Source organism: Alloactinosynnema sp. L-07 (assembly GCF_900070365.1).
Taxonomy (GTDB): Bacteria; Actinomycetota; Actinomycetes; order Mycobacteriales; family Pseudonocardiaceae; genus Actinokineospora.
On record NZ_LN850107.1, the window covers coordinates 6,531,535 to 6,552,246 of the forward strand.

Genomic DNA, 20,712 nt, shown 5'->3' on the forward strand with positions numbered 1-20,712 from the left:
CGATACCCGGTGCCGCTCACCGTCCTCTCCGCCACCTAGGGGTGGTCCCGGATGTCCCGATCAAGGCTGGGCGGCAGGATGGCGCCAGACGGAGGGGAGAGGTCAGTGGCTGACCGGAGGCTGGAGATCGACCGCATCTCCAAGCGGTATGGGGACGTCGTGGCGCTGCGGGAGATGACGTTCGACGTGCGGGCGGGGGAGTTGTTCGGGTTCGTCGGGAGCAACGGCGCGGGCAAGACGACCACTATGCGGATCGCGCTGGGGGTTTTGGCGGCGGACGCGGGGGAGGTTCGGTGGGATGGGCGGCCGGTGACCCTGCGGACGCGGCGGCATATCGGGTACATGCCGGAGGAGCGGGGGCTCTATCCGAAGATGAAGGTGGGCGAGCAGCTGATCTACCTGGCTCGGCTGCACGGGCTGTCGGCCGTGGCCGCCGAGCGGGCGATGGGGGAGTGGACCGAGCGCCTTGGGGTGGGTGGGCGGGTGGGGGATGAGGTGCAGAAGCTGAGCCTTGGCAACCAGCAGCGGGTCCAGCTGGCCGCCGCCCTTGTGCACAACCCGACCATTCTGGTGCTCGACGAGCCGTTCTCCGGGCTTGACCCGGTGGCGGTGGACGTCATGAGCAAGGTGTTGAAGGACAAGGCTTCCGACGGGGTGCCGGTGGTGTTCTCCAGCCACCAGCTCGACCTGGTCGAGCGGTTGTGCGACCGGGTCGGGATCGTCCGCAGTGGACAGATGGTGGCGTGCGACCGGGTCGACGCGTTGCGCGACACCGGGGCTGTTCGCCTGGTGGTCGACGTGCCGCAGGCGCGCAATGGGTGGGCCGATGGGCTCGCCGGGGTGACGGTCAAGGAACGGGCGGGGACCAAGACCGTCCTCGAACTCGCCGATGGCGCCGACGATCAGGCCGTGTTGCGGGCCGCGTTGGCCACGGGGCCGGTGGCTGAGTTCAGCAGGCGGCGGCCGTCGTTGGCCGAGCTGTTCCGCAGTGTCGTGTCCGAGGGGGTGGCGGCGTGACCGAGGACGTGCACCTTGGCAACTGGGCCGCGGTGGGGCTGGTCGCCGAGCGGGAGGTCCGCACCCGGCTGCGGTCCAAGGCGTTCATCATCACGACGGTGGCCACGCTGGTCCTACTCGTGGGGTTCGCGCTGGTCATGAAGCTGGTGGGCGGTGGCGCGGACGCCACGGTCGGGTTCACCGGGGGCGCCACCCAGCTGGAGGCGCCGCTCAAGGCGACCGCGGAGAGCATCGGGCAGAACATCGACACCAGGTCCGTGCCCGACGAGGCGGCGGCGCGCAAGCAGGTCGAGGACCAGTCGCTCGACGCGCTGATTGTCGGGGACGGGTCGAAGATCGTCGTGGTGGTCAAGAAGGACATCGACGATTCGCTGCGCAACGTGGTCAACGTGCTGGCCGGCCAGTTGGCCCTCAACCAGCAGATCGTGGACCTCGGCGGCGACCCGGCCAGGGTGGCCGAGACCGTCGCGGCGGCCAAGGCCGAGGTGCGGCCGATGGAGCCGCCGTTCGACTACAACGGCCAGCAGCTCGTGATCGGCATGATCGCGGGCGTGCTGATCTACATGTCGCTGTTGATCAACGGGCAGTCCGTGGCCCAGGGCGTCGTGGAGGAGAAGTCCAGCCGGGTCGTCGAACTGCTGCTCGCGACCATCCGGCCGTGGCAGCTCATGGCGGGCAAGGTGCTCGGCATCGGTGTGGTCGGCCTGATCCAGATGATCGCCATCGGCGGGGTCGGCGTCGCCGCGGCGCTCGCGTTGGGCGTGCTGACGATCTCCGTCGGCGCCGCCGTCGGCACGGTCGTGTGGCTGGTGGTGTGGTTCCTGCTCGGCTTCATCGCGTACTCGCTGGTCTTCGCCGCGCTCGCGGCGCTGGTGTCGCGGCAGGAGGACGTCGCCGGGGTCATCACGCCGCCGCTGATGTTCGTCATCCTTGGCTATGTGATGGGCATCTCGGTGCTGCCATACGACCCGGGCAACAAGCTGATCGAGATCCTGTCGATCACCCCGCTGTTCGCCCCGACGCTGATGCCGATGCGCCTGGCCATGGGCGGTGTTCCCGCGTGGGAGGCGGCGTTGTCGGTCGCGCTCGTGGTGGCGCTGATCCCGGCGCTGGTCTGGCTGTCGGGCCGGGTCTACCGCAACGCGGTGATGCGCAGCGGCGGGAAGGTGAAGCTGAGGGAGGCTCTGCGGTCGTGAGCACCGAGGGTGCGCACGTCACCCGGTAGAGTCACGCGATGCCGAATCGGGGAGGCATTGTGATCAAGGTACTGGTCGCGGACGACGAGGATCTCGTCCGTTCGGGTCTGCGGGCGATCCTGGCCAGCGCGGGCGACATCGAGGTGGTCGCCGAGTGCGACGACGGCGGGTACGTCGTCGACCTGGTCCGCCTGCACCGCCCGCACGTCGTGCTGCTCGACGTCCGCATGCACCAGACCACCGGCATCGAGGCGCTGCGCCGGGTGATCCAGCTGCCCGACCCGCCCGCCGTGGCGATGCTGACCACCTTCGACGTCGACGAGTACGTGCGGGAGGCGCTGCGGATCGGCGCCAACGGCTTCCTGCTCAAGGACACCGAGCCCACGCAGCTGGTGGCCGCCGTGCGCGACCTGGCGCGCGGCGGCGCCGTGCTCGACCCCAACGTCGCCGCCAGGGTCATCGCGGCCCTGGCCGACGGGCAGCGCGCCGCCGAGCCCGCGCGCAAGCTGCTCGCGGCGCTGTCCGCGCGTGAGATCGAGGTCGTCACCCTGATCGGCAAGGGCATGTCCAACGCCGAGATCGGCGCGACGCTGCACCTGTCGGAGGCGACGGTGAAGGGCTACGTGTCGGCGGTGCTGGGCAAGATCGGCGCCAGCAACCGGGTCCAGGCGGCACTGGTCGCCTATCGCGGTGGCCTCATCGGCTAGTGCACTAGTTCGAATACTGACCCGGTGAGGACCGCCGGCTATGCGCCGGGTCCGGGGGCGTGCACTTCGACCCGGTTGCGGCCGTGCCGCTTCGCCCGGTAGAGCGCCACGTCGGCGTGGGCGAACAGCTTCTCCAGCGTGTCGGAGCCCGACGCCACCCCCACGCTGACCGTCGGGCGGCGGGTGTTGCCGAGCACCGCCGACCAGTCGTGTCGGTCGACCGAGATGCGGATGCGCTCGGCCACCGCGACGCCGACCGGTGAGGTCATCCCCGTGGAGTGGTCCAGCGGCGCCTCGGTCAACAGCACGACGAACTCGTCGCCCGCCCAGCGCGCCACCACGTCGCCGACACGGCACTCGGCGCGCAGGAGTTGGGCGATCTCGCGCAGGGCCGCGTCGCCCGCGGCGTGGCCCGCGGCGTCGTTGACGCCCTTGAACCAGTCGACGTCGATCAGCACGAGCCAGGGCACCCGGCCATTGGCGGCGGCGCGGTCGAGGGTCTCCGGGGCGATGCGCTCCAGACCGAGGCGGTTGGCCAGTCCGGTCAGCGGGTCGCGTTCGGCGGCCTCGCGGGCGGCCAGCGCCTGGTGGCGGGCGCGCACGGCGAGCCTGCGCTGCTCCAACGCCTGGCCAAGGCCCTCCTGGACGGTCTCCAGCGCGGTCTGGCGGGCGGTGATGTTGCGCCGCAGGGCCTCGGCCTCACCCTGCGCGTCACCGTTGTCGCGACAGATGTCGGCGAGGTCCTGGGAGTAGCGCTGGAGCAGCGCGATGTCGTTGATCCACTCCGCTTCCTTGACCGCGATCCGCGCGTGGTGGGTGGCGTCGTCGAGCTGGTGCTGTTTGCGCCGGACAAGCGCGATCACCCAGTTGCCCACCGAGTTCACCCAGCGGTTGCCCATCGGCTCGGCGACCGCGAGGGCGGTGCGCGCGGTCGCCTCGGCGCGCTCCAGTTCGCCGATGCCCGCCAGCGACGCGCCGTAGGCGGACAGGAGAGCGAGGTGGATGCGGCCCTCCTTGACCAGGGCGAGGCCTTCCTCGAGCAGCGGGATCGCCGAGCGGAAGGTCGCCTCGGCCTGGGCGGGTGGCTGTTCGCACGCGCGGAAGTTGAGCGTGCCCGCGAGCCCTTGCAGACAGTGGGCCAGGATCTCCACGTCGTCACCCGTCCGGGCGACCTCGACCGCGATCCGGCTGATCTCCAGCGACGCGCGCCGGTGGCCGATCCCTTCGAGCAGGTAGCCGAGCCTGCCCAGGGTGTCGGCGGCGAAGGACCCGCGTGGCTGCTCGGCGTCGATGTCGCTCCAGCCCTCGGCGGCCAGCTCCAGTGCCAGCGGGATGCGCCGCAGCCGCCACGCGGCCACCGCCCGCCGGGTCAGGATGGCCGCGCGCGTCCACGGGTCCAGACCCGGCGGGACCTTGGACAGCAGTTGGTCGAACAGCGTGTTCGCCTCGTCGTTGCGGCCCGCGTCGAGCAGCAGCCGCACCTCGCGGTCCGCGCTGAGCGCCTCGGTCGCCCCGACCCCATCCAGCTCTACGCCGTCCACACCGTTCCCGGATCGTCCTTGATCATGGCCCACGACACTGCCGCCGCAGGCTACAAGGCCCGGCCGGGGTGACCCGTTCGGAGTATTGGTCAGGCTTGGACGGTCGTTTCTGGGGGCAGCCCAGGTGGCCCGCCTGATCGCGGACTTGCAATGGGATCCGTTTTCATTACGGTGCTCGCCAGGGTAGCCTCGGCCGGGTCAAGGTGGAAACCGTTGTCGATAGGAGGTCCTGTGTCGACCACTCGGCTGGTGCTTGTCTGCGGGCCGCGCCACGAGTCCACCCGGATGCTCTCCACCCAGCTGATGACCGGCCTGCCCGCTACCGTCGTCGTCCACCACGACCTGCGCCGCGTCGCCGACGGCGTGGTCCGCAGGCGGTTGCGGCTCGGCCGCGCGGACACCACGACGACCATCGAACTCGCCCACGGCTGCGTGGCCCGCGCCCTCCGCGAGGACCTGCTTCCGTTGCTGCGCGCGCTGTGCGCCGACCCGCGGGTAGAGCGGATCGTGCTGCACCTCGACCCGATCGTGGAGCCGGCGCCGGTGTGCTGGGCGCTGGGGAACGTGCTGGTCGGCGCGGCCACGATCCTGGACGTCGCCGACATCGAGGCCGTGATCGCCGCGGTGGACCCGGCCACGTGGCTGGAGGACGCCACCAGCGACGTGCCGATCAGCGAGTGCGGGTACGGCGTGATGGGCGACGGCCCGACGCTGGCGCAGGTCGTGGTCGGCCAGGTCGGGTTCGCCGACGCGGTCGTGCTGACCACGGCGGCCGAGACGTGGCCTGCCGCCCAGGTGAACGCCGTCCTCGACCGCCTCGCCCCAGGCGCGGCGCGGGTCGTGCTTGGCGGCGTGGAGCCGCTGCCCCTGCTCGCCGCGATCCCGGACAACGCCCGACGCGGTCAGATGAATCCGACCGCGCTGATCCCACCGTTCGCGGTCAGGGGGCCTGTGTTGTTTTGTCCGGGGAGTCTCGCCATTGGGTGAAGGGGCGGTCGAGCGACCACTTTCCGTTGTAAGTGAGGATTCGGTGGGCGCAGTGCTCGGGGTTTGACAGTGACTCGAAGAGGTCGATGCTCCACGAGAACATTCGCCTGCACAGCAGCCGCATGGTCAGGCCATGGGTGACCACCAGGGCCGTGTCCGGGTGGGTCGGGTCGTTCTCGACGCGCTGTTCCAGTTCGTTGAGGAAGCTCGCCACCCTGTCGTCGACGTCCGCGCCGGACTCGCCGTGGGCCAGGCGGTAGAAGAAGTGGCCGAACTCGTGGCGCTTCTGTTTCTGGATCTCCTGGTCGACCGGGTCCTGCAGGTTCCCCCAGTCCTGCTCCCGCAGGCGGGGCTCCGGCACGTGCCGCTCGACGACCCCGTCCAGCCCGAGCAGCTGGAACGTTCGAGAAGTCCGCACGTACGGGCTCACGTAGGCCGCCACCGGCTCGGTGAGCAGAGCGCGCAGCCGGGTGCCCTCGGCTCTGGCCTGCTCCTCGCCGCGTGGGGTCAAAGGGAGGGCGTGGTCGGGGATGCGGCAATAGGCCAACTCGTCGATGTTGCCGAGGCTCTCGGCGTGCCGCAGCAGGATGATCCGCACGCGCCTATGGTGCCCGACCCAATACAGTGCGAGGGCCTACTCGACTGGAGTGTCACAAGTGATCAAGTACATCGCCGTCTATCGGCAGCCCGACGACGCGGCGGATTTCGATGACAAGTACTTCGGCAGCCACCTGCCGCTGGTCGACAAAACCCCTGGACTGGTGCGGCAGGAGATCGCCAAGGTCAAACGGGTCTACGTGCCGGGCTTCCTCGGCGACACCGAGCCGTACCTGGTGGCCGAGCTGTACTTCGAGTCCGAGGCGGCCATGAAGGCGGCCTTCAAATCACCCGAATGGCAGGCGTCGGGGGCCAACCTGGGCGAGATCGGCGGGATGGACCTGGTGGCGATGTTCTCCGCCGAGATCGAGGAGACCGGGATCGAGGAGACAGCGTGAGCGAGCTCGCGAGCGAACCATCGACGCAGCCCGCCGTCCCGAGGATTGTCGCCGTCGTCGGGGGCGGCACGATGGGCGCGGGCATCGTGCACATCTTCCTCAACGCGGGCAGTCGGGTCGTACTCGCCGAGGCCGACGCCGAGCGGGCCGCGACGGGCGTGCGCAATGTCGAGGCGTCGCTGCGCAAGGCCGAGGAGCGCGGCAAACTGGCCCAGTCCGCCGACGCGCTGCTGGCCAACCTGTCCACTGTGGACAAGTTGACCGACCTGCCGCCGGACACCGCGCTGGCCGTGGAGGCGGTGCCGGAGAACCTGGACCTCAAGCGGGCCGTGCTCGGCCAGATCGCCGACACCTGCCCCGAGGCCGTCCTCGCGTCGAACACCTCGTCGCTGTCGATCACCGAGTTGGCCGCCGGGCTGCCCGGCGACCGGGTGATCGGGATGCACTTCTTCAACCCCGTCCCCGTCCAGGCCCTGGTCGAGCTGGTCCACCACGCGGGCGTGTCCACCGACGTGGCCGCGCGGGTGCGGGCGTGGGCCGAGGCGCTGGGCAAGACGGTGATCGAGGTCCGCGACGCCCCCGGGTTCGCCACCTCGCGGCTCGGGGTCGCGGTGGGACTGGAGGCGATCCGGATGGTCGAGGAGGGTGTCGCCTCCCCGGAGGACATCGACACCGGGATGCGACTGGGCTACGGCTGGCCGATGGGTCCGCTGCGGCTGACCGACCTGGTCGGACTCGACGTGCGCCTGTCCATCGCCGAGCACCTGGCCCGCGAACTCGGCGACCGCTTCACCCCGCCGCAGCTGATGCGCGACATGGTCGCCAGGGGTGAACTGGGCCGCAAAACCGGGCGGGGTTTCTTCACGTGGTGACCGTCCGCCCGTTCCACCCCGAGGACGAAGCCGAGATCGTCCGGATGCGCAAGGTCGCCTTCGGCAACGAGAGCCCGGACTGGGGCGTCCAGTCGGCGACCTGGTGGGGCGTGGTCGCCGAGGACGACGCCGGGCTGTGTGGATCGCTGCGGGCCTGGGACTACCACCAGTTCTTCGGCGGCGTCGCCGTGCCGATGGCGGGCGTGGCCAGCGTGACGGTCGACCCGCACGCGCGCGGCCGGGGCGTGGGCGGCGCGCTGCTGGTCACGTCGCTGGCGCGGATGCGGGAGGAAGGCCAGGTCGTCTCGACGCTCTTCGCCGCCACCCCGCCGCTCTACCGGGCCTACGGCTGGGAGCGGGTCGGCGCGCTGGAGCACGTGACCCTGCCGCCCGCCGCGTTCGGCTGGGTCGCCAAGCCCGCCGAGCCGACACCGCTGCGGCACGCCGGGGCAGCCGACCTGACCGGCATCCACCAGCTCTACCTCGACATCGCGTCCACAGTGGACGGGATGCTCGACCGCACCGGCCCGCTGTTCGACACCGCCAAGCTGCTCACCCTCGACACCGTCAACGTGGTCGACGGCGACGGCGGTCCGCGCGGCTTCTACTCGACCAACAGGCGTCCGCGCACCGACACGCTCGACGTCCACGACCTCGTCGCCCGCGACGCCGACGCGGGCCGGGCCATGCTGGCCGCCCTGGCGAGCTGGTCCGGGCAGGTCGACCGGATCCAGCTGCGCCGGTGCGACCCGCTGGTGTGGGATCTGTTGCTGAGCCTGCCCGGCCACCACACGACCACCGTCGAGCCGATCATGCTGCGGATCGTCGACCTCGCCGCCGCGGTCGCCGCGCGCGGCTGGCCGGTCGGGTTGCCCGACTTCGCCGTCGACCTCGACGTCACCGACGAGCACGCGCCGTGGAACGCGGGGCGGCACCGGCTGGTGTTCGAGTCGGGCAAGGCCCACGTCGAACCCGGCGGCAGTGGTGCCGTGCGGGTGACCGCGCGCGGCCTGGCGGCCTGGTACGCGGGCGCGGTCACGGTCGGCGACCTGCGTCGCGCGGGCCTGCTCGACGGCGACGCCCCGCTGCTCGACCTCGCGAGCCGGGCGCCCCGGCGGCTGTCCATCGCGGACTCGTATTGACCTTTCCCCAAGGGCAGGCGACACGGTGAGGGTATGCACGAAGACCGCATGATGATCGGCGACTTCGCCCGGCGGTCGCGGCTCTCACCCAAGGCGCTGCGGCTGTACGACTCGATGGGCCTGCTCAGTCCCAGCGACGTCGACCCGTTCACCGGCTACCGCTACTACCGGCCCGACCAGTTCGGCCGGGCCCGCCGCATCGTGATGATGCGGGGGATCGGGATGTCGCTGGCCCGCATCCGCGACGTGCTCGACCTCAACGCGGCCGACGCCGCCGCCGAGGTCGAGGCGGACTGGGCCAGGAGCGAAGCCGAACACGACAGTCGGCGCGGTCTCGTGCGGTTGTTGCTGACCACACTGACCGGAGGAGAGTCCGACATGTACGAGGTCAAGACCCGTGAGGTGCCCGCGCAGCGCGTGCTCGCGGTCACCCGCGACACCCTGGCCGACGCGTTGCCCGGCCACATCCAGGATGGCATGAACCGCCTGTTCGCTCACCTTGATGAGTCCGGCGCGACCGTCTCCGGGCCCCCGCTGGCGATCTACCACGGCGAGGTGTCGATGGACTCCGACGGCCCGATGGAGGTCGCCGTCCCGTTCACCGGCGACGTGGCGCCGGTCGGCGACCTGGTGGTCCGGGAGGAACCGGCTCACCGGGAGGCGTACGTGACGATCACCAAGGGACAGGTGGTGTACCCGAAGATCATCGAGGTGTACGCCGCCGTCGAGGCCTGGCTGGGCACCCGGTCGCTGACCCCGTCCGGCTCCCCGCGCGAGGTCTACTTCGCCGACTGGGCTGCCATCGGCGACCAGGACCCGGCCGCGGACATCGCCTTCCCCTGCTGAGCGGAAGGGGGTAGCCGACCAGCGGCAGGCGCGACGCGGCCCGCGTAACCTGCACACTCGTGCTGATCGTCGTGTTGGAGCTGATGGGCTTGGCGGTGTTCGCCGCCTCCGGCGCGCTGGCCGCCGTCCGGGCGCGGCTCGACGTGTTCGGGGTGGTCGTGCTCGGCATGACCACCGCGCTCGGCGGCGGCATCATCCGCGACGTGCTGCTGGGCATCACCCCGCCCACGACCCTGCGCGACTGGCCGTACCTGGTGGTCCCGATCGCCACCGCGCTGGCGGTGTTCGGTTTCCACCCGCAGGTCGCGCGGCTGCGCAAGGCCGTGCTGCTCGCCGACGCGGTGGGGCTGGGCCTGTTCACCGTCTCCGGCACGGCGACCGCGCTCGCCACCGGCGTGCCCGCCTACACCGCGTGCCTGATCGGGATGACCGCGGGCATCGGCGGCGGCGCCCTGCGCGACTTGCTGCTGCGGGAGATCCCGCTGGTGCTGCGCCGGGAGATCTACGCCATCGCCGCGCTGTCCGGCGGGGTGGTCGTGGTCGTGGGCACCCGGCTGGACCTGCCGTCGGTGCTGGTCACCGCGGTGGGGGCAACGCTTGTGGTGACGATCCGGGTGCTGGCGCTGTGGCGGCGGTGGAACGCGCCGGTCGCCCGCGGCGTGTCCGACGAACTCTCAGGCGGATCTCAGCAGGGCAGGGAACACTGACGACATGCGCATTCTCGTAGTCGACGACGATCGGGCCGTGCGCGAGTCCCTCCGGCGGTCGCTGCAGTTCAACGGCTACCAGGTAGACCTCGCCAGCGACGGCCAGCAGGCACTGGAGTCGGTGCTCGGCACCGAGAGTGGCGGCGCCCGCCCGGACGCGATGGTCTTGGACGTCATGATGCCCAGGCTCGACGGCCTGGAGGTGTGCAGGCGCCTGCGCGGCGTCGGCGACGACCTGCCGATCCTCGTGCTCACCGCGCGCGACCTGGTCTCCGACCGGGTCGCCGGGCTCGACGCGGGCGCCGACGACTACCTGCCCAAGCCGTTCGCGCTGGAGGAGCTGCTGGCCAGGCTGCGCGCGCTGCTGCGCCGCGCCACCCCGGAGGTCCCCGGCGCGGGCGACGTCGCCGCGCTGCGCTTCGCCGACCTGGAGATGGACCTCGGCACCCGCGACGTGCGCCGGGGCGAGCGCGCGATCAGCCTCACCCGCACCGAGTTCGCCCTGCTGGAGCTGCTGCTGTCGCACCCCAAGCAGGTGCTCACCCGCGGCCGCATCCTCGAAGAGGTCTGGGGCTACGACTTCCCGACCTCGGGCAACGCGCTGGAGGTCTACGTCGGCTACCTGCGGCGCAAGACCGAGGCCGAGGGTGAGACCCGGCTGATCCACACCGTGCGCGGGGTCGGCTACGTCATGCGGGAGACGCCTCCCTGATGACCTACGGCACCACGGCCGAACCGCAGGCGACACCCCAGCGCGTCTCTTTGCGCACCCGAATCACCTTGCTGGCGGCGATGTGTGTCGGCGGAGCGGTGGCGCTCGTCTCCCTCGGCGCGTACATCACGGTCTATCGCGGGCTCTACCAGCAGGTCGACGACAGCCTGCTCGCGCGTGCGGACGCGCTGGTCGACAACACCCAGGTCGTCAGCCAGGGTCGCACCGAGATCCCGAGCTTCTTCCTGGAGCTCTCGGACATCAAGTTCGACGTCATTGACGACAGCGGCGCCTCGGCGTTCGACCGCCCGGTCGAGCGGCCCCCGATCGGCGACGACGAGCTCAAGGTCGCCTCGGGCGCGCGGACCACCTCCTTCCGCACCGACGAGGCCAGCGACACCCGCGTCCTCGCGGTGAAGTACCCGTTCTTCAGCAAGCCGACCGCGCTGGTGCTGGCCCAGCCGCTGGAGTCGACCAAGAGCACGCTGGCCAAGCTCGCCGTCGTGCTCATCGTGATCGGCGGCTCCGGGATCATCGTGGCCGCCATCGCCGGGACGGCGGTCGCGCGGGGCAGTCTCAGACCGGTCCAGCGGCTCACCGCCGCGGCCGAGCGGGTCACCTACACGGGTGATCTTCGGCCGATCCCGGTCGCGGGCGACGACGAGCTGTCCCGCCTCACGCAGAGCTTCAACGCCATGCTCGGCGCCGTCGCCGAGTCTCAGGAGCGACAGCGAAGACTCGTCGCGGACGCGGGTCACGAGTTGCGCACCCCGCTGACCTCGCTGCGCACCAACCTCGAACTCATGCTGGCCTCCGAGGCCCCCGGCGCGCCAACGCTGTCCGCGCGCGACCGGGTGGAGATCCACGACGACCTGCGCGCCCAGCTCGACGAGTTGACCCAGCTCATCGGCGACCTGGTCGAACTCGCCCGCGAGGACGCCGCGCCGCTGGTGCAGGACCACGTCGAACTGGTCGAGGTCGTGGAAGCCGCGCTCGACCGGGCCCGCAGGCGCGCGGGCGACATCGTCTTCGACGTCCGGCTGCACCCCTGGCACCTGGTCGGCCACGCCGCCTCGCTGGAGCGGGCCGTGCTCAACCTGCTCGACAACGCGGTGAAGTTCAGCCCGCCCAGCGGCACGGTCCGGGTCGACCTGCGGCCCACCGGCGACGGCTACGCGTTCCTGCAGGTCGCCGACGCGGGGCCCGGCATCAGCGACGCCGACCTGCCGCACGTTTTCGACCGGTTCTACCGCTCGCAGGAGGCGCGCACGCTGCCCGGCTCCGGGCTGGGCCTGGCGATCGTCAAGCAGGCCGCCGAACGGCACGGCGGGTCGGTGTTCGCCAGCCGCTCGGCCGATGGCGGCGCGCTGATGGCGATGCGCCTGCCGGGCAGCTCCGAGTAGTTCTCAGACGCCCTCTAACAAAATCAAGCGTTGGACCTTGTAGAATTCTGTTGTGCTCGCACGTCAGCGCCAGGAGCTGATCCTCGACGAGATCCGCCGCACCGGGGCGGTTCAGGTGCACGCCCTGGTCACGCGGCTGGGCGTGTCCGACATGACCGTCCGGCGGGATCTCGACGTGCTCGCCAAGCGCGGCCTGCTGGAGAAGGTGCACGGCGGCGCCACCTCGGTGGTCGGCCGCAGCACCGACGAGCCGGGCTTCGAGGCCAAGTCCGTCCGCGCGCTGCCGGAGAAGGAAGCCGTGTCCGCGCGCGCGGCCGGGCTGATCCGGCCAGGGACCGCCATCGGGATCTCGGCGGGCACCACCACCTGGACCTTCGCCCGCTTCCTCGCCGACGTGCCCGACCTGACCGTGGTCACCAACTCCATCCCGGTCGCCGACGTGCTGCGCCAGGACGGGAGGCCCGACCGGACCGTCGTGCTGACCGGCGGTGTGCGCACCCCGTCGGACGCCCTTGTCGGCCCGGTCGCGGTGCAGGCGCTGCGGTCGCTACACCTGGACGTGGTGTTCCTCGGCGTCCACGGCATGTCCGAACGCGCGGGGTTCACCACACCCAACCTGGACGAATGCGAGACCGACCGCGCCCTGGTCGAGGCGGGCGGGCGGCTGGTCGTGCTGGCCGACCACACCAAGTGGGGCGTCATCGGCATCTCCACGATCGCCGACCTCGCCGAGGCCGACGTCCTGGTCACCGACGATGGCATCGCGCCGGAGGCACATCAGGTGCTGGCCGAGCAGGTCGGCGAACTGGTCATCGCGAGCGTGCCGAGCCCGGCCGCCGCCGGTGGTGAGGGGTGAGGCGGACCGAACGCGGGCTCGCCGACGGTCGGAAGATCTGGTACTTCGATGACACATCGGTCGTCGAGCGCACCGCGGTCGACTCGCGCGACCTCCCGACCGCGGTGAACCGCTCCCAGATTCGCCGCGACCCGCTGACCGGCGAGTGGGTGGCCATCGCCGCGCACCGGCAGACCCGCACCTACAAGCCGCCCGCCGGGCTGTGTCCCTTGTGTCCGTCCACTCCGGGCACGCCGACGGAGATCCCCGAGCCGGGCTACGACGTGGTGGTTTTTGAGAACCGGTTCCCCTCTTTCGCGCAGAACGCGGCGGCGTCGTCCGCGTCGGGGCTGGTGCCCGCGGCCCCGGGGATCGGCCGCTGCGAGGTCGTCTGCTTCACCGACGACCACTCGATGTCCTTCGGGGACCTGCCGGTCAGCCGGATCCGCACCGTGGTCGACGTCTGGGCCGACCGCACCACCGCGCTGGGCGCGCTGCCCGGTGTCGAACAGGTCTTCCCGTTCGAGAACCGCGGCGACGAGATCGGCGTGACGCTGAGCCACCCGCACGGCCAGATCTACGGCTACCCCTTCGTCACTCCGCGCACCGACCGGATGCTGCGCGTGGCCGCCGACCACCGCGCCGAGCACGGCAGGCACGTCATGGCCGACGTCCTGACCGCGGAACGGTCCGAGGGCACCCGGGTACTGGTGGACTCCGCGCACTGGACGGCGTTCGTCCCCGCGGCGGCGCGGTGGCCGGTCGAGGTGCACCTGGTGCCGCACCGCCAGGTCCCGGACCTGCCCGCGCTGACGCCCGCCGAGCGGGACGACTTCGCCGAGGTTTACCGAACTGTGTTGGGCATGTTGGACGGCCTTTACGAGCGTGAGCTTCCCTACATCGCCGCGTGGCACCAAGCCCCGGTCCACCGCGACCGAGACCTGGCTTGGCTCCATTTGGAGGTGTTCTCGGTGCTGCGAACGGCGGACAAAGTGAAGTATCTTGCCGGTTCAGAGTCCGCGATGGGCGTGTGGATCAACGATGTGACGCCGGAGGACCTCGCTGTGAGGTTGACCAGTTCTCGGCCTTCACACAGGACGGTCTCAGGCGCCTCTCAGTAGAGTGGCGCAAGGTAGGGAACATGACGGACGACAGGCCTGGCGAACTCGGCCAGGAGGCCACTCCAGTCAGCCCATGGTCGGCTCAGGCCGCCTGGGAGTCGGGGAACTTGGTGGGACGGGTGCAGGGCCCAGATCACCAGGCGTTCGACCCTCGGTCGCACGGGGAGCAGGGCCCCACGCGACCGGGGCCGGACCACGGTGTCGGTGAGGTGCAGGGCCTCGCCGCTCCGGAAACCGGTGGACGGGTGGTCGGGGTGCAGGGCCCCGACCACCCGGACTCCGCCGGGGCATCAGCCCCGGTCGCTTCCACTGGTAGTGGAGGGCCGGAATGGCCCAACGACACGCCTGATCGAGAAATCGGTGCGCCGGGTTCCTCCGTCGTCGAATCTCAGCCAGACGACGCGCCCGCCGAACCGGATCCCGCGCAAGCCGCGCCCGCGCCGTCCGCCGCATACCAGCCCGGCGCTGAGCCGCATCCGGCGGAGGCTGCTTCGCTGTTCGCCGCCGAGCCCTCGGGCGCCGAATCGCATCCGGCGGAGGCGGCGCCTGCGCTGTTCGCCGCCGACCAGCCGGGGGCCCAGCCGCATCCAGCGGAGGCCGCGCCTTCGCTAATCGCCGCCGAGCGGTCGGCGCCTGCGGGTTCGGGTGCCGATGCGGCGCCCGCGTCGTTCACCGCCGGCACCGCGACGGGCTCCGAACAGGTGTTGTTCGGCACCGCGTTCACCGGCCACCACAGCTATGCGGGGCAGCCCGTGGCCAATCCGTACGCCCCGCCCCACGTCACCCAGGCCGCGCCGACCTACCGGCCGCCTCAGCACTTCCCGCCGCAGCGGCCCGCCGATGAGCCGCGTAGGCGGGCCGGTGGGCTGGTGGCGGGGATGACCGTCCTCGCGCTGATCGTCGGCGGCGCGGCGGGGGCCGCCGGGGGATACCTCGTCGCCGACTCCCGGTCACCCGGCTCGTCGGCGACCGCGCTCGACGCGCCCAAGCCCGCGAAGCAGGCCTCGACCCCGGCGCCCGCCGGGTCGGTGGAGGCCGTGGCGCAGAAGGTGCTGCCCAGCGTCGTGCAACTCCAGGTCCGGGGTCGGTCCTCCGCGGGGGAGGGGTCCGGCTTCGTCATCAGCGGCGACGGCCTGATCGTCACGAACAACCACGTCGTCGAAGCCGCCGCCGACGGCGGGGAGATCGTGGCCGTCTTCCAGGACGGCCGCAAGGCCAAGGCCGAGATCGTCGGCCGCGACCCGTCGTCCGACCTCGCCGTCGTGCGGGCCGAGGGCGTATCGGGGCTCACGGTGGTCGAACTCGGCCGCTCCGACGACCTGAAAGTCGGCCAGAGCGTCGTCGCGATCGGCTCGCCGTTCGAACTCTCGGGCACGGTGACGTCCGGAATCGTCAGCTCATTGCGCAGGCCGACGCGCGCGGGCGGCGAGAACGGCAGCCAGGCCACCGTCATGGACGCCATCCAGACCGACGCCGCCATCAACCCCGGCAACTCGGGCGGTCCGCTGGTCGACATGCAGGGCCAGGTCGTCGGTATCAACTCCGCCATCTACAGCCCGCGATCCGGCTCGGGCGCGGGTGGCTCGGTCGGCATCGGCTTCGCCATTCCGATCGACCAGGCCCGCCGCACCGCCGACGAGATCGTCAAGACCGGCAAGGCCACCCAGACCGTCCTCGGCGTCAGCGTCCGCGACAGTCCCGACGGCGGCGCCCTGATCTCCGAGGTCGTCTCCGGCGGCGCGGGCGAGCGCGCGGGCCTGAAATCCGGCGACGTGATCACCATGCTCGACGAGCGCCGGATCGAGACATCCGACGCCCTGGTCGCCGCCGTCCGCTCGAAGGCCCCTGGCGACAAAGTCAAGCTGGTAATCGGCGACGGGGCGCGTACAGTCGAAGCAACGCTCGCGGGACAGGCCGTCGAGCCCAAATAGACACTCCGGTTCGCTGCCCCCGAACCGGACTGGGGCTCCTCGCAGGGGAGCCGGGCACAGGAGTCGCAAGCGGACGGATAGCAACCCTCGCCCGCCCGCTGCGGCTCCTTGTCACGTCGCATTCTCGGAGAAGGTCCCACGCGCCACCCGGCGCCCCGAGTTGGAGGCCGCCGTCATGCACGCCGGGGAGATCCGTTCCTCCGACGTCGCCGTCGTCCACGAGCACAAGCGACTCGGCCGAGGCATCGAACTCGCCATGCTCGCCGCAGAGTCGCAGGCGAGCGATATCGGGCTGGAGTTCCTCACAGGCGCACTCAAGGGCTCGCACGACCCGTCCGGGATTGTGTTCACGGTGCTGGCCGCGATGTCGGGCATGGAGCGCGAGTACATCCACGACCGCACCTTGGAGGGCCACGAGTCCGCCCGCAAGCGTGGCAAGACGAAAGGTGGCCCGGGCGTCACCGACGAGTCGATGCTGTCCATCGCACTCCACCTGCGCGAGCAGGAGATAAGCCTGCGCGACGTCGCCAAACGCCTCGTCATCACCACCGGCGCGAAGAAGGGCCAGCACCCCTCACCCGCCACCGTCATCCGAGTGATCGTCACGGCGGGGGTTGAAGACACCCGGCAGGCTTGGGCGGAGACGGCGCGGCATGGTCTCACCAGGGAATCGGCCCGTCCTCGGCCAAAAAGGCGCCCGCCGGGCCGTCCTCGCCCGCCGTCGCCAGGTCAACCGCCACGGCCGCGCCCTCCTCCGCCGTGCGTATCCCGGTGTGGCGGTTGAGGTCGGTCGCGCAGTAGCCGGGACTCACCGCGTTGACCAGGATCCCTTCGGCGCGCAGTTCATTGGCGTAGAGCGCGGTGATCGAGTTCAGCGCGCTCTTCGAGGTGCAGTAAGGGAGGAGGATCGAGGAGTAGGCGGACCACGGGCTGCTCGGGTCGGCCAGGTGGGTGAGGGAGCCGAGTTCGCTGGACATGTTGACGATGCGTGCGGCGGCGGAGCGGCGGAGCAGGGGGAGCATGGCGTGGGTCACCGCTATGACGCCGAACACGTTGGTCTCGTAGACCTGCCGAACGGTAGCGGCTGGGGTTTCACTCGGCTTTTGCGGTTCGGCGGCGATCGCGGCGTTGTTGATGAGGATGTCGAGGCGGCCGAACGTGGCGTCGATGTGCTGGGCGGCGGCCTGTACCGAGGTCTCGTCGGTGACGTCCAGCGGAACGAACCGTACGTCGGCGCCGCCCGCGCGAAGCTCCTCGGTCGCCGCCTCGCCACGCTCGGCGTTGCGGGCGCCGATCAGGACGGTGATGCCGAGGGCTGCGAGCCTGCGCGCCGTTTCCTTGCCGATGCCCTTGTTCGCGCCGGTGATCAGAGCAAGCTTCTGCGAAGTCGTCATGGCGCCCAGCCTCCCCTTACCCACGGGCGGCAGGGAAAGACCAGAAGACTCTGGATCTATAGTCCACAGATATGAGTGAGCTAGAGGTGCGGGAGCTGAGGTACTTCATCGCGGTCGCCGAGGAACTGAACTTCAGCCGGGCCGCGCAACGCCTGGGGATGGCACAGCCCCCGCTGTCGAAGGCGATCGCTCAGATGGAGTCCCGGCTCGGGGTACGCCTGCTGGAGCGCACCACCCGGCAGGTGAAGCTGACCAACGCCGGTCGGGTGCTGCTCGACCAGGCCCGGGTCGCGGTCGACGCGGTGCACGCGGCGGCCCGGCGAGCACGCCGGGCCGGTCAGCCGACACCCCAGCTCGTCGTGGCGGTCAAACCGGGAGGCGATGCCGGGCTGCTGCGGGAGATCCTCGCCGCCTACCGGGGAACGAGTCCGCACCTGCCGCCGCCTGAAGTCGTCGTCGGCGGCAGCGGAGAGCCGATCGCCATGCTGCGGGACGGCCGTGCCGACGTAGCGCTGCTGCGCAGCCCGTTCGACGGTCAAGGGCTGGATTTCCAGACACTTGTGGTCGAGCCGCGACTGGCCGTCCTCCCCGCCGCGCACCGCCTGGCCGGACGCAGGCGACTGCGGCTGACCGACCTCAACGGCGAACCGATCCCGCGCTGGAAGGGGGCCGCCCCCTCCAGTACCGCCTACCACACCGGATACGACGGCGCAGAAGCCGGCGATGGCCACACAGGCTTGGCGCCGGCTGACACTCCTGAGGGGCCGCTCGTGTCCAGCGTCGAGCAACTCCTGGAGGTGGTCGCGCTCGGGCAGGCGGTGGCGTTCCTGTCACGCTCCACCACCGAGCGGCACCAGCGCCCGGACATCGCATACCGGCCGGTCACCGGCCTCAGCCCCAGCGCGGTCATGGTCGCCTGGCCGGAGACCTCGCGATCCACAGCCGTCGCCACCTTCGTCCAAGCCGCCCACGACGTCGCCACCCACCACCCTGACCACATGACCGCACTGGCCTGACCGGCATACTCAATCCCTGATCGCGCCGACCACGCGCTTCTTTCCTCGCCCCGATACGAACCGTCAGTACGCCTCCTGCTCATCAGTAAGAGCTCAACCGGCACGGGCCGGAGGGTAGCCGGGCTGACGCCGGATCAGTTTGGCTTCACTCGAACCCCTGCGCGGAAGATCCCTTCCGGGATATCGGAGCCGAGACCATGATCAATCTCAGCGCCAATCACGGTTCCATTGATCCCCGAGGCCGGAGTGCATCTGCCCCGACCAGCAACTTTGGAAGCTCATTGCCGGTTTCGCTCATATCCCGGCTGGCCTCCTGGGTGACGCGGTAGAGCCGCTCCGGGCGATCGCCCGCTCGTCAGGCGGGGAAGCGGAACAGCGGGGCGCGCGTCAAGGGCGTACCAACTCGGCGAACCAGCGGCCCCTGTGCTCGCTCATCCAACGCACGTCGTACCCCGCCTCGGCCGCGGCGGGCGGCACCGAGTCCGCGCCGACCAGTGCCCAGTCGAACCAGGCGCCGCCGTCCACCCTGGCCAGGGTCGGGCGCAGTCCGGTGCCCGGCCGGTCGGCCTCCACCAGCACGCTCCCGCCGCGGGCCAGCAGCGCGGAGACCCGCCGCAGCAGGCGCACGGGGTCGCCGCCGATGCCGATGTTGCCGTCGGCCAGCAGCGCGTGCCGCCACCGGCCCTCGGCGGGCAGCCGCTCGTAGACGTCGCGGCGCAGCGCCGCCGCGCCCCTGGCCCTGGTCAGCGCCACGGCGACCGGGGAGACGTCCACGCCGAGGCCGATTCCCAGTGCCGCGGTGAGCCTGCCGGGCCCGCACCCGACGTCCAGGGTCGGGCCGGCGCACCGGTCGAGCAGTAGCGCGTCGGACCGGTCCGCGTCGGCGTGCCACCGGTCGACCGGCAGCTCGATCCGTTCGCCGGAGGCCAGTTCAATACAGCAGGCCACGCCGAGCAGGCCCGCGGTGAACCCGCTCATGGCCGGACCAGCTCCACCCTGGCCACGGCTTGGGCGAAGCGGCCTCCCGGTGCCTTGGCCGCCACAGCCACCGCGTCCACCATGGTGTCTACATCGGACAGGACGGGTAAGAGCGCGATCCGTGATCCGAGGTCTCGCAACGCTTCCCAGGTCCGTTGGCCCGTGTCCGCCCGTGAGGTGGGCACGTGCCGCAGGACTTCGGCGGCGCGGGGGTCGCGCAGGGCCAGCGCCCACCAGCCACCGTCGCTGGCGAAGCCGAGCGCGGCGTCGGCGTCGGCCAGCCGGTCGAACGCGTCGGCGAGATCGCCGGGCGTCACCTGCGGGGTGTCCGTACCGATCTGCGCCACGGCCTCGCCGGGGAACCGCGCCGCGGTGTCGGCGTGGGCGGCGGCGAGTCGCTCGGGGAAGTTCGCTCCTTGCTGCGGGATCACCGTGCACCGCCGCAGTGACGCGGCCAGCTCCCGGCCGCGTGCGGCTTCCGTCAACGAGCCGGTGAACGCCACCACCACCCCCGCGCACGCGCAGGCGAGCGCCGCGTCGAGAGTGTCGAGCAGGGCGGCGGCCGCGATGTCGGCGGCCTGCGCGGGGCTGGCGGCCGGGCTCAGCCGGGTCTTGGCCTGGCCCGGCACCGGGGCCTTGGCGACCACGAGCACGCGGCTCATCGCAGCACCCGCGTCATGTCGCGCACGGCGCGCAGAGTGCCCCGCACCGAGCCGGACACCTTCGACTTCGTCCCGGCGGCCCGCGCACGGTAGGCCACGTCGAGTTCGATGACCGGCCAGCGCGCGTCGGCGGCCCGGATCAGCAGTTCCAGCGGGTAGCCGAACGCCCGGTCGCGCACGCCCAGCGCCAGCAGGTCAGCCCGGCGGACCGCGCGCGCGGGCGCGATGTCGGACACCGGCAGCCCGCGTCCACGCATCAGGGCGGCCAGGACCGCGTTGCCCGCGCGGGCATGCCATGGCCAGACGCCGCGGCCCGTGGGGATCCGTTTGCCGACAGCCAGTCGGGCGCCGTCGAGGGCCGCGACGAGTCTCGGCAGGTCGCCCGGGTCGAGCGAGCCGTCAGCGTCAAGGAAGCAGACGATGTCGGCGGTGGCGTGTTCCAGGCCGGTGTGCACGGCCGCGCCGTAGCCCTTGCGCGGCTCGTGGACGACGGTCGCGCCGAGCCGGGCGGCGACCTCGGGCGACCCGTCGGAAGATCCGTTGTCAACCACGATCGCGCGGTATCCTGCCGGCAGCGCGGCGAGCACGGCGGGAAGTGCGGCGGCTTCGTCGAGGCAAGGCAACACGACATCGACTGGGTCCATGCCAAG

The 20,712-nt window shown here is 71.3% G+C and carries 21 protein-coding genes and 1 pseudogene; 16 read left to right on the forward strand and 6 right to left on the reverse strand.

Features of this window, described 5'->3' with window-relative positions; translation table 11 throughout:
* Positions 1 to 78 precede the first annotated feature (78 nt).
* Genes BN1701_RS29810 through BN1701_RS29820 form a run of 3 tightly spaced genes read left to right on the forward strand, consistent with a single transcriptional unit; the run spans position 79 to position 2,920 of the window.
* Positions 79 to 1,017: an ATP-binding cassette domain-containing protein gene (locus BN1701_RS29810; protein ID WP_054054327.1), complete on the forward strand. Its 939-nt coding sequence runs from the start codon at positions 79 to 81 to the stop codon at positions 1,015 to 1,017.
* Positions 1,014 to 2,213 carry an ABC transporter permease gene (locus BN1701_RS29815; RefSeq protein ID WP_082860150.1) on the forward strand — a complete coding sequence of 400 codons (1,200 nt, stop codon included), beginning with the start codon at positions 1,014 to 1,016 and terminating at the stop codon, positions 2,211 to 2,213. Before BN1701_RS29810 ends, BN1701_RS29815 begins: the two co-directional genes overlap by 4 nt.
* A gap of 59 nt (positions 2,214 to 2,272) precedes the next feature.
* Positions 2,273 to 2,920 carry a response regulator transcription factor gene (locus tag BN1701_RS29820; RefSeq protein WP_054054331.1) on the forward strand — a complete coding sequence of 216 codons (648 nt, stop codon included), beginning with the start codon at positions 2,273 to 2,275 and terminating at the stop codon, positions 2,918 to 2,920.
* 38 nt (positions 2,921 to 2,958) lie between these two features.
* Here BN1701_RS29820 and BN1701_RS29825 read toward each other — a convergent pair whose 3' ends face one another.
* Positions 2,959 to 4,461 (reverse strand): diguanylate cyclase, encoded by a 1,503-nt coding sequence (locus BN1701_RS29825; RefSeq protein ID WP_231949760.1) that lies wholly within the window; start codon positions 4,459 to 4,461, stop codon positions 2,959 to 2,961.
* Positions 4,462 to 4,692: 231 nt separating this feature from the next.
* Here BN1701_RS29825 and BN1701_RS29830 point away from each other — a divergent pair, with 231 nt between their 5' ends.
* A complete protein-coding gene (locus tag BN1701_RS29830) occupies positions 4,693 to 5,448 on the forward strand; it encodes a GTP-binding protein (RefSeq protein WP_054054333.1) in 756 nt (251 codons plus the stop codon).
* Here BN1701_RS29830 and BN1701_RS29835 read toward each other — a convergent pair.
* The gene (locus BN1701_RS29835) at positions 5,402 to 6,046 is read right to left on the reverse strand and encodes a histidine phosphatase family protein (RefSeq protein ID WP_054054334.1); all 645 of its coding nucleotides are present in this window, start codon (positions 6,044 to 6,046) and stop codon (positions 5,402 to 5,404) included. The two genes, BN1701_RS29830 and BN1701_RS29835, sit on opposite strands and share 47 nt — an antisense overlap.
* Before the next feature lie 58 nt (positions 6,047 to 6,104).
* Here BN1701_RS29835 and BN1701_RS29840 point away from each other — a divergent pair, with 58 nt between their 5' ends.
* From BN1701_RS29840 to BN1701_RS38355, 11 genes and pseudogenes are all read left to right on the forward strand, one after another.
* Positions 6,105 to 6,443 (forward strand): EthD family reductase, encoded by a 339-nt coding sequence (locus BN1701_RS29840; protein ID WP_054054337.1) that lies wholly within the window; start codon positions 6,105 to 6,107, stop codon positions 6,441 to 6,443.
* Entirely contained in the window at positions 6,440 to 7,315 is an 876-nt protein-coding gene (locus tag BN1701_RS29845; RefSeq protein ID WP_255364665.1) for a 3-hydroxyacyl-CoA dehydrogenase family protein, read from the forward strand. Before BN1701_RS29840 ends, BN1701_RS29845 begins: the two co-directional genes overlap by 4 nt.
* Complete coding sequence (gene eis, locus BN1701_RS29850; RefSeq protein ID WP_054054339.1) at positions 7,309 to 8,457, forward strand: enhanced intracellular survival protein Eis; 1,149 nt, start codon at positions 7,309 to 7,311, stop codon at positions 8,455 to 8,457. The genes BN1701_RS29845 and eis overlap by 7 nt, the downstream gene beginning before the upstream one ends.
* A 33-nt stretch (positions 8,458 to 8,490) precedes the next feature.
* Complete coding sequence (locus BN1701_RS29855) at positions 8,491 to 9,303, forward strand: MerR family transcriptional regulator (RefSeq protein ID WP_054054340.1); 813 nt, start codon at positions 8,491 to 8,493, stop codon at positions 9,301 to 9,303.
* Between the two features lie 59 nt (positions 9,304 to 9,362).
* Positions 9,363 to 10,010: a trimeric intracellular cation channel family protein gene (locus BN1701_RS29860; protein ID WP_054054342.1), complete on the forward strand. Its 648-nt coding sequence runs from the start codon at positions 9,363 to 9,365 to the stop codon at positions 10,008 to 10,010.
* A 4-nt stretch (positions 10,011 to 10,014) separates the two neighbouring features.
* The gene (locus BN1701_RS29865) at positions 10,015 to 10,722 is read left to right on the forward strand and encodes a response regulator transcription factor (RefSeq protein WP_054054344.1); all 708 of its coding nucleotides are present in this window, start codon (positions 10,015 to 10,017) and stop codon (positions 10,720 to 10,722) included.
* The gene (locus BN1701_RS29870; protein ID WP_054054345.1) at positions 10,722 to 12,125 is read left to right on the forward strand and encodes a HAMP domain-containing sensor histidine kinase; all 1,404 of its coding nucleotides are present in this window, start codon (positions 10,722 to 10,724) and stop codon (positions 12,123 to 12,125) included. Before BN1701_RS29865 ends, BN1701_RS29870 begins: the two co-directional genes overlap by 1 nt.
* 52 nt (positions 12,126 to 12,177) lie before the next feature.
* Positions 12,178 to 12,981 carry a DeoR/GlpR family DNA-binding transcription regulator gene (locus BN1701_RS29875; protein ID WP_054054347.1) on the forward strand — a complete coding sequence of 268 codons (804 nt, stop codon included), beginning with the start codon at positions 12,178 to 12,180 and terminating at the stop codon, positions 12,979 to 12,981.
* The gene (gene galT / locus BN1701_RS29880) at positions 12,978 to 14,081 is read left to right on the forward strand and encodes a galactose-1-phosphate uridylyltransferase (RefSeq protein WP_054054349.1); all 1,104 of its coding nucleotides are present in this window, start codon (positions 12,978 to 12,980) and stop codon (positions 14,079 to 14,081) included. The genes BN1701_RS29875 and galT overlap by 4 nt, the downstream gene beginning before the upstream one ends.
* A 20-nt stretch (positions 14,082 to 14,101) precedes the next feature.
* Entirely contained in the window at positions 14,102 to 16,012 is a 1,911-nt protein-coding gene (locus BN1701_RS29885) for a trypsin-like peptidase domain-containing protein (RefSeq protein ID WP_369800649.1), read from the forward strand.
* Between the two features lie 13 nt (positions 16,013 to 16,025).
* Positions 16,026 to 16,439, forward strand: a pseudogene (locus tag BN1701_RS38355) (recombinase family protein); the annotation flags it as partial.
* Positions 16,440 to 16,671: 232 nt separating this feature from the next.
* Here the strand turns inward: BN1701_RS38355 and BN1701_RS29895 are convergent.
* Positions 16,672 to 17,406 carry an SDR family oxidoreductase gene (locus BN1701_RS29895; RefSeq protein WP_172803344.1) on the reverse strand — a complete coding sequence of 245 codons (735 nt, stop codon included), beginning with the start codon at positions 17,404 to 17,406 and terminating at the stop codon, positions 16,672 to 16,674.
* Between the two features lie 71 nt (positions 17,407 to 17,477).
* Here BN1701_RS29895 and BN1701_RS29900 point away from each other — a divergent pair, with 71 nt between their 5' ends.
* Complete coding sequence (locus BN1701_RS29900) at positions 17,478 to 18,422, forward strand: LysR family transcriptional regulator (protein WP_054054353.1); 945 nt, start codon at positions 17,478 to 17,480, stop codon at positions 18,420 to 18,422.
* Positions 18,423 to 18,809: 387 nt separating this feature from the next.
* Here the strand turns inward: BN1701_RS29900 and BN1701_RS29905 are convergent, their stop codons facing one another.
* From BN1701_RS29905 to BN1701_RS29915, 3 genes are read right to left on the reverse strand one after another with little or no spacing between them, the layout of a single operon-like run.
* Positions 18,810 to 19,400 (reverse strand): class I SAM-dependent methyltransferase, encoded by a 591-nt coding sequence (locus tag BN1701_RS29905; RefSeq protein ID WP_054054355.1) that lies wholly within the window; start codon positions 19,398 to 19,400, stop codon positions 18,810 to 18,812.
* Positions 19,397 to 20,062 (reverse strand): DUF2064 domain-containing protein, encoded by a 666-nt coding sequence (locus BN1701_RS29910; RefSeq protein WP_054054357.1) that lies wholly within the window; start codon positions 20,060 to 20,062, stop codon positions 19,397 to 19,399. Before BN1701_RS29910 ends, BN1701_RS29905 begins: the two co-directional genes overlap by 4 nt.
* Positions 20,059 to 20,706, reverse strand: coding sequence for a glycosyltransferase family 2 protein (locus tag BN1701_RS29915; RefSeq protein WP_054054359.1), 648 nt, complete (start codon positions 20,704 to 20,706; stop codon positions 20,059 to 20,061). The genes BN1701_RS29910 and BN1701_RS29915 overlap by 4 nt, the downstream gene beginning before the upstream one ends.
* Between the last annotated feature and the right edge of the window lie 6 nt (positions 20,707 to 20,712).

Coding starts and splice junctions, on each gene's coding strand:
- BN1701_RS29895 (WP_172803344.1), bottom strand. CDS start 17,406: ATGACGACTTCGCAGAAGCTTGCTCTGATCACCGGCGCGAACAAGGGC.
- BN1701_RS29870 (WP_054054345.1), top strand. CDS start 10,722: ATGACCTACGGCACCACGGCCGAACCGCAGGCGACACCCCAGCGCGTC.
- BN1701_RS29810 (WP_054054327.1), top strand. CDS start 79: ATGGCGCCAGACGGAGGGGAGAGGTCAGTGGCTGACCGGAGGCTGGAG.
- BN1701_RS29855 (WP_054054340.1), top strand. CDS start 8,491: ATGCACGAAGACCGCATGATGATCGGCGACTTCGCCCGGCGGTCGCGG.
- BN1701_RS29865 (WP_054054344.1), top strand. CDS start 10,015: ATGCGCATTCTCGTAGTCGACGACGATCGGGCCGTGCGCGAGTCCCTC.
- BN1701_RS29900 (WP_054054353.1), top strand. CDS start 17,478: ATGAGTGAGCTAGAGGTGCGGGAGCTGAGGTACTTCATCGCGGTCGCC.
- BN1701_RS29910 (WP_054054357.1), bottom strand. CDS start 20,062: ATGAGCCGCGTGCTCGTGGTCGCCAAGGCCCCGGTGCCGGGCCAGGCC.
- BN1701_RS29885 (WP_369800649.1), top strand. CDS start 14,102: ATGACGGACGACAGGCCTGGCGAACTCGGCCAGGAGGCCACTCCAGTC.
- BN1701_RS29915 (WP_054054359.1), bottom strand. CDS start 20,706: ATGGACCCAGTCGATGTCGTGTTGCCTTGCCTCGACGAAGCCGCCGCA.
- BN1701_RS29905 (WP_054054355.1), bottom strand. CDS start 19,400: ATGAGCGGGTTCACCGCGGGCCTGCTCGGCGTGGCCTGCTGTATTGAA.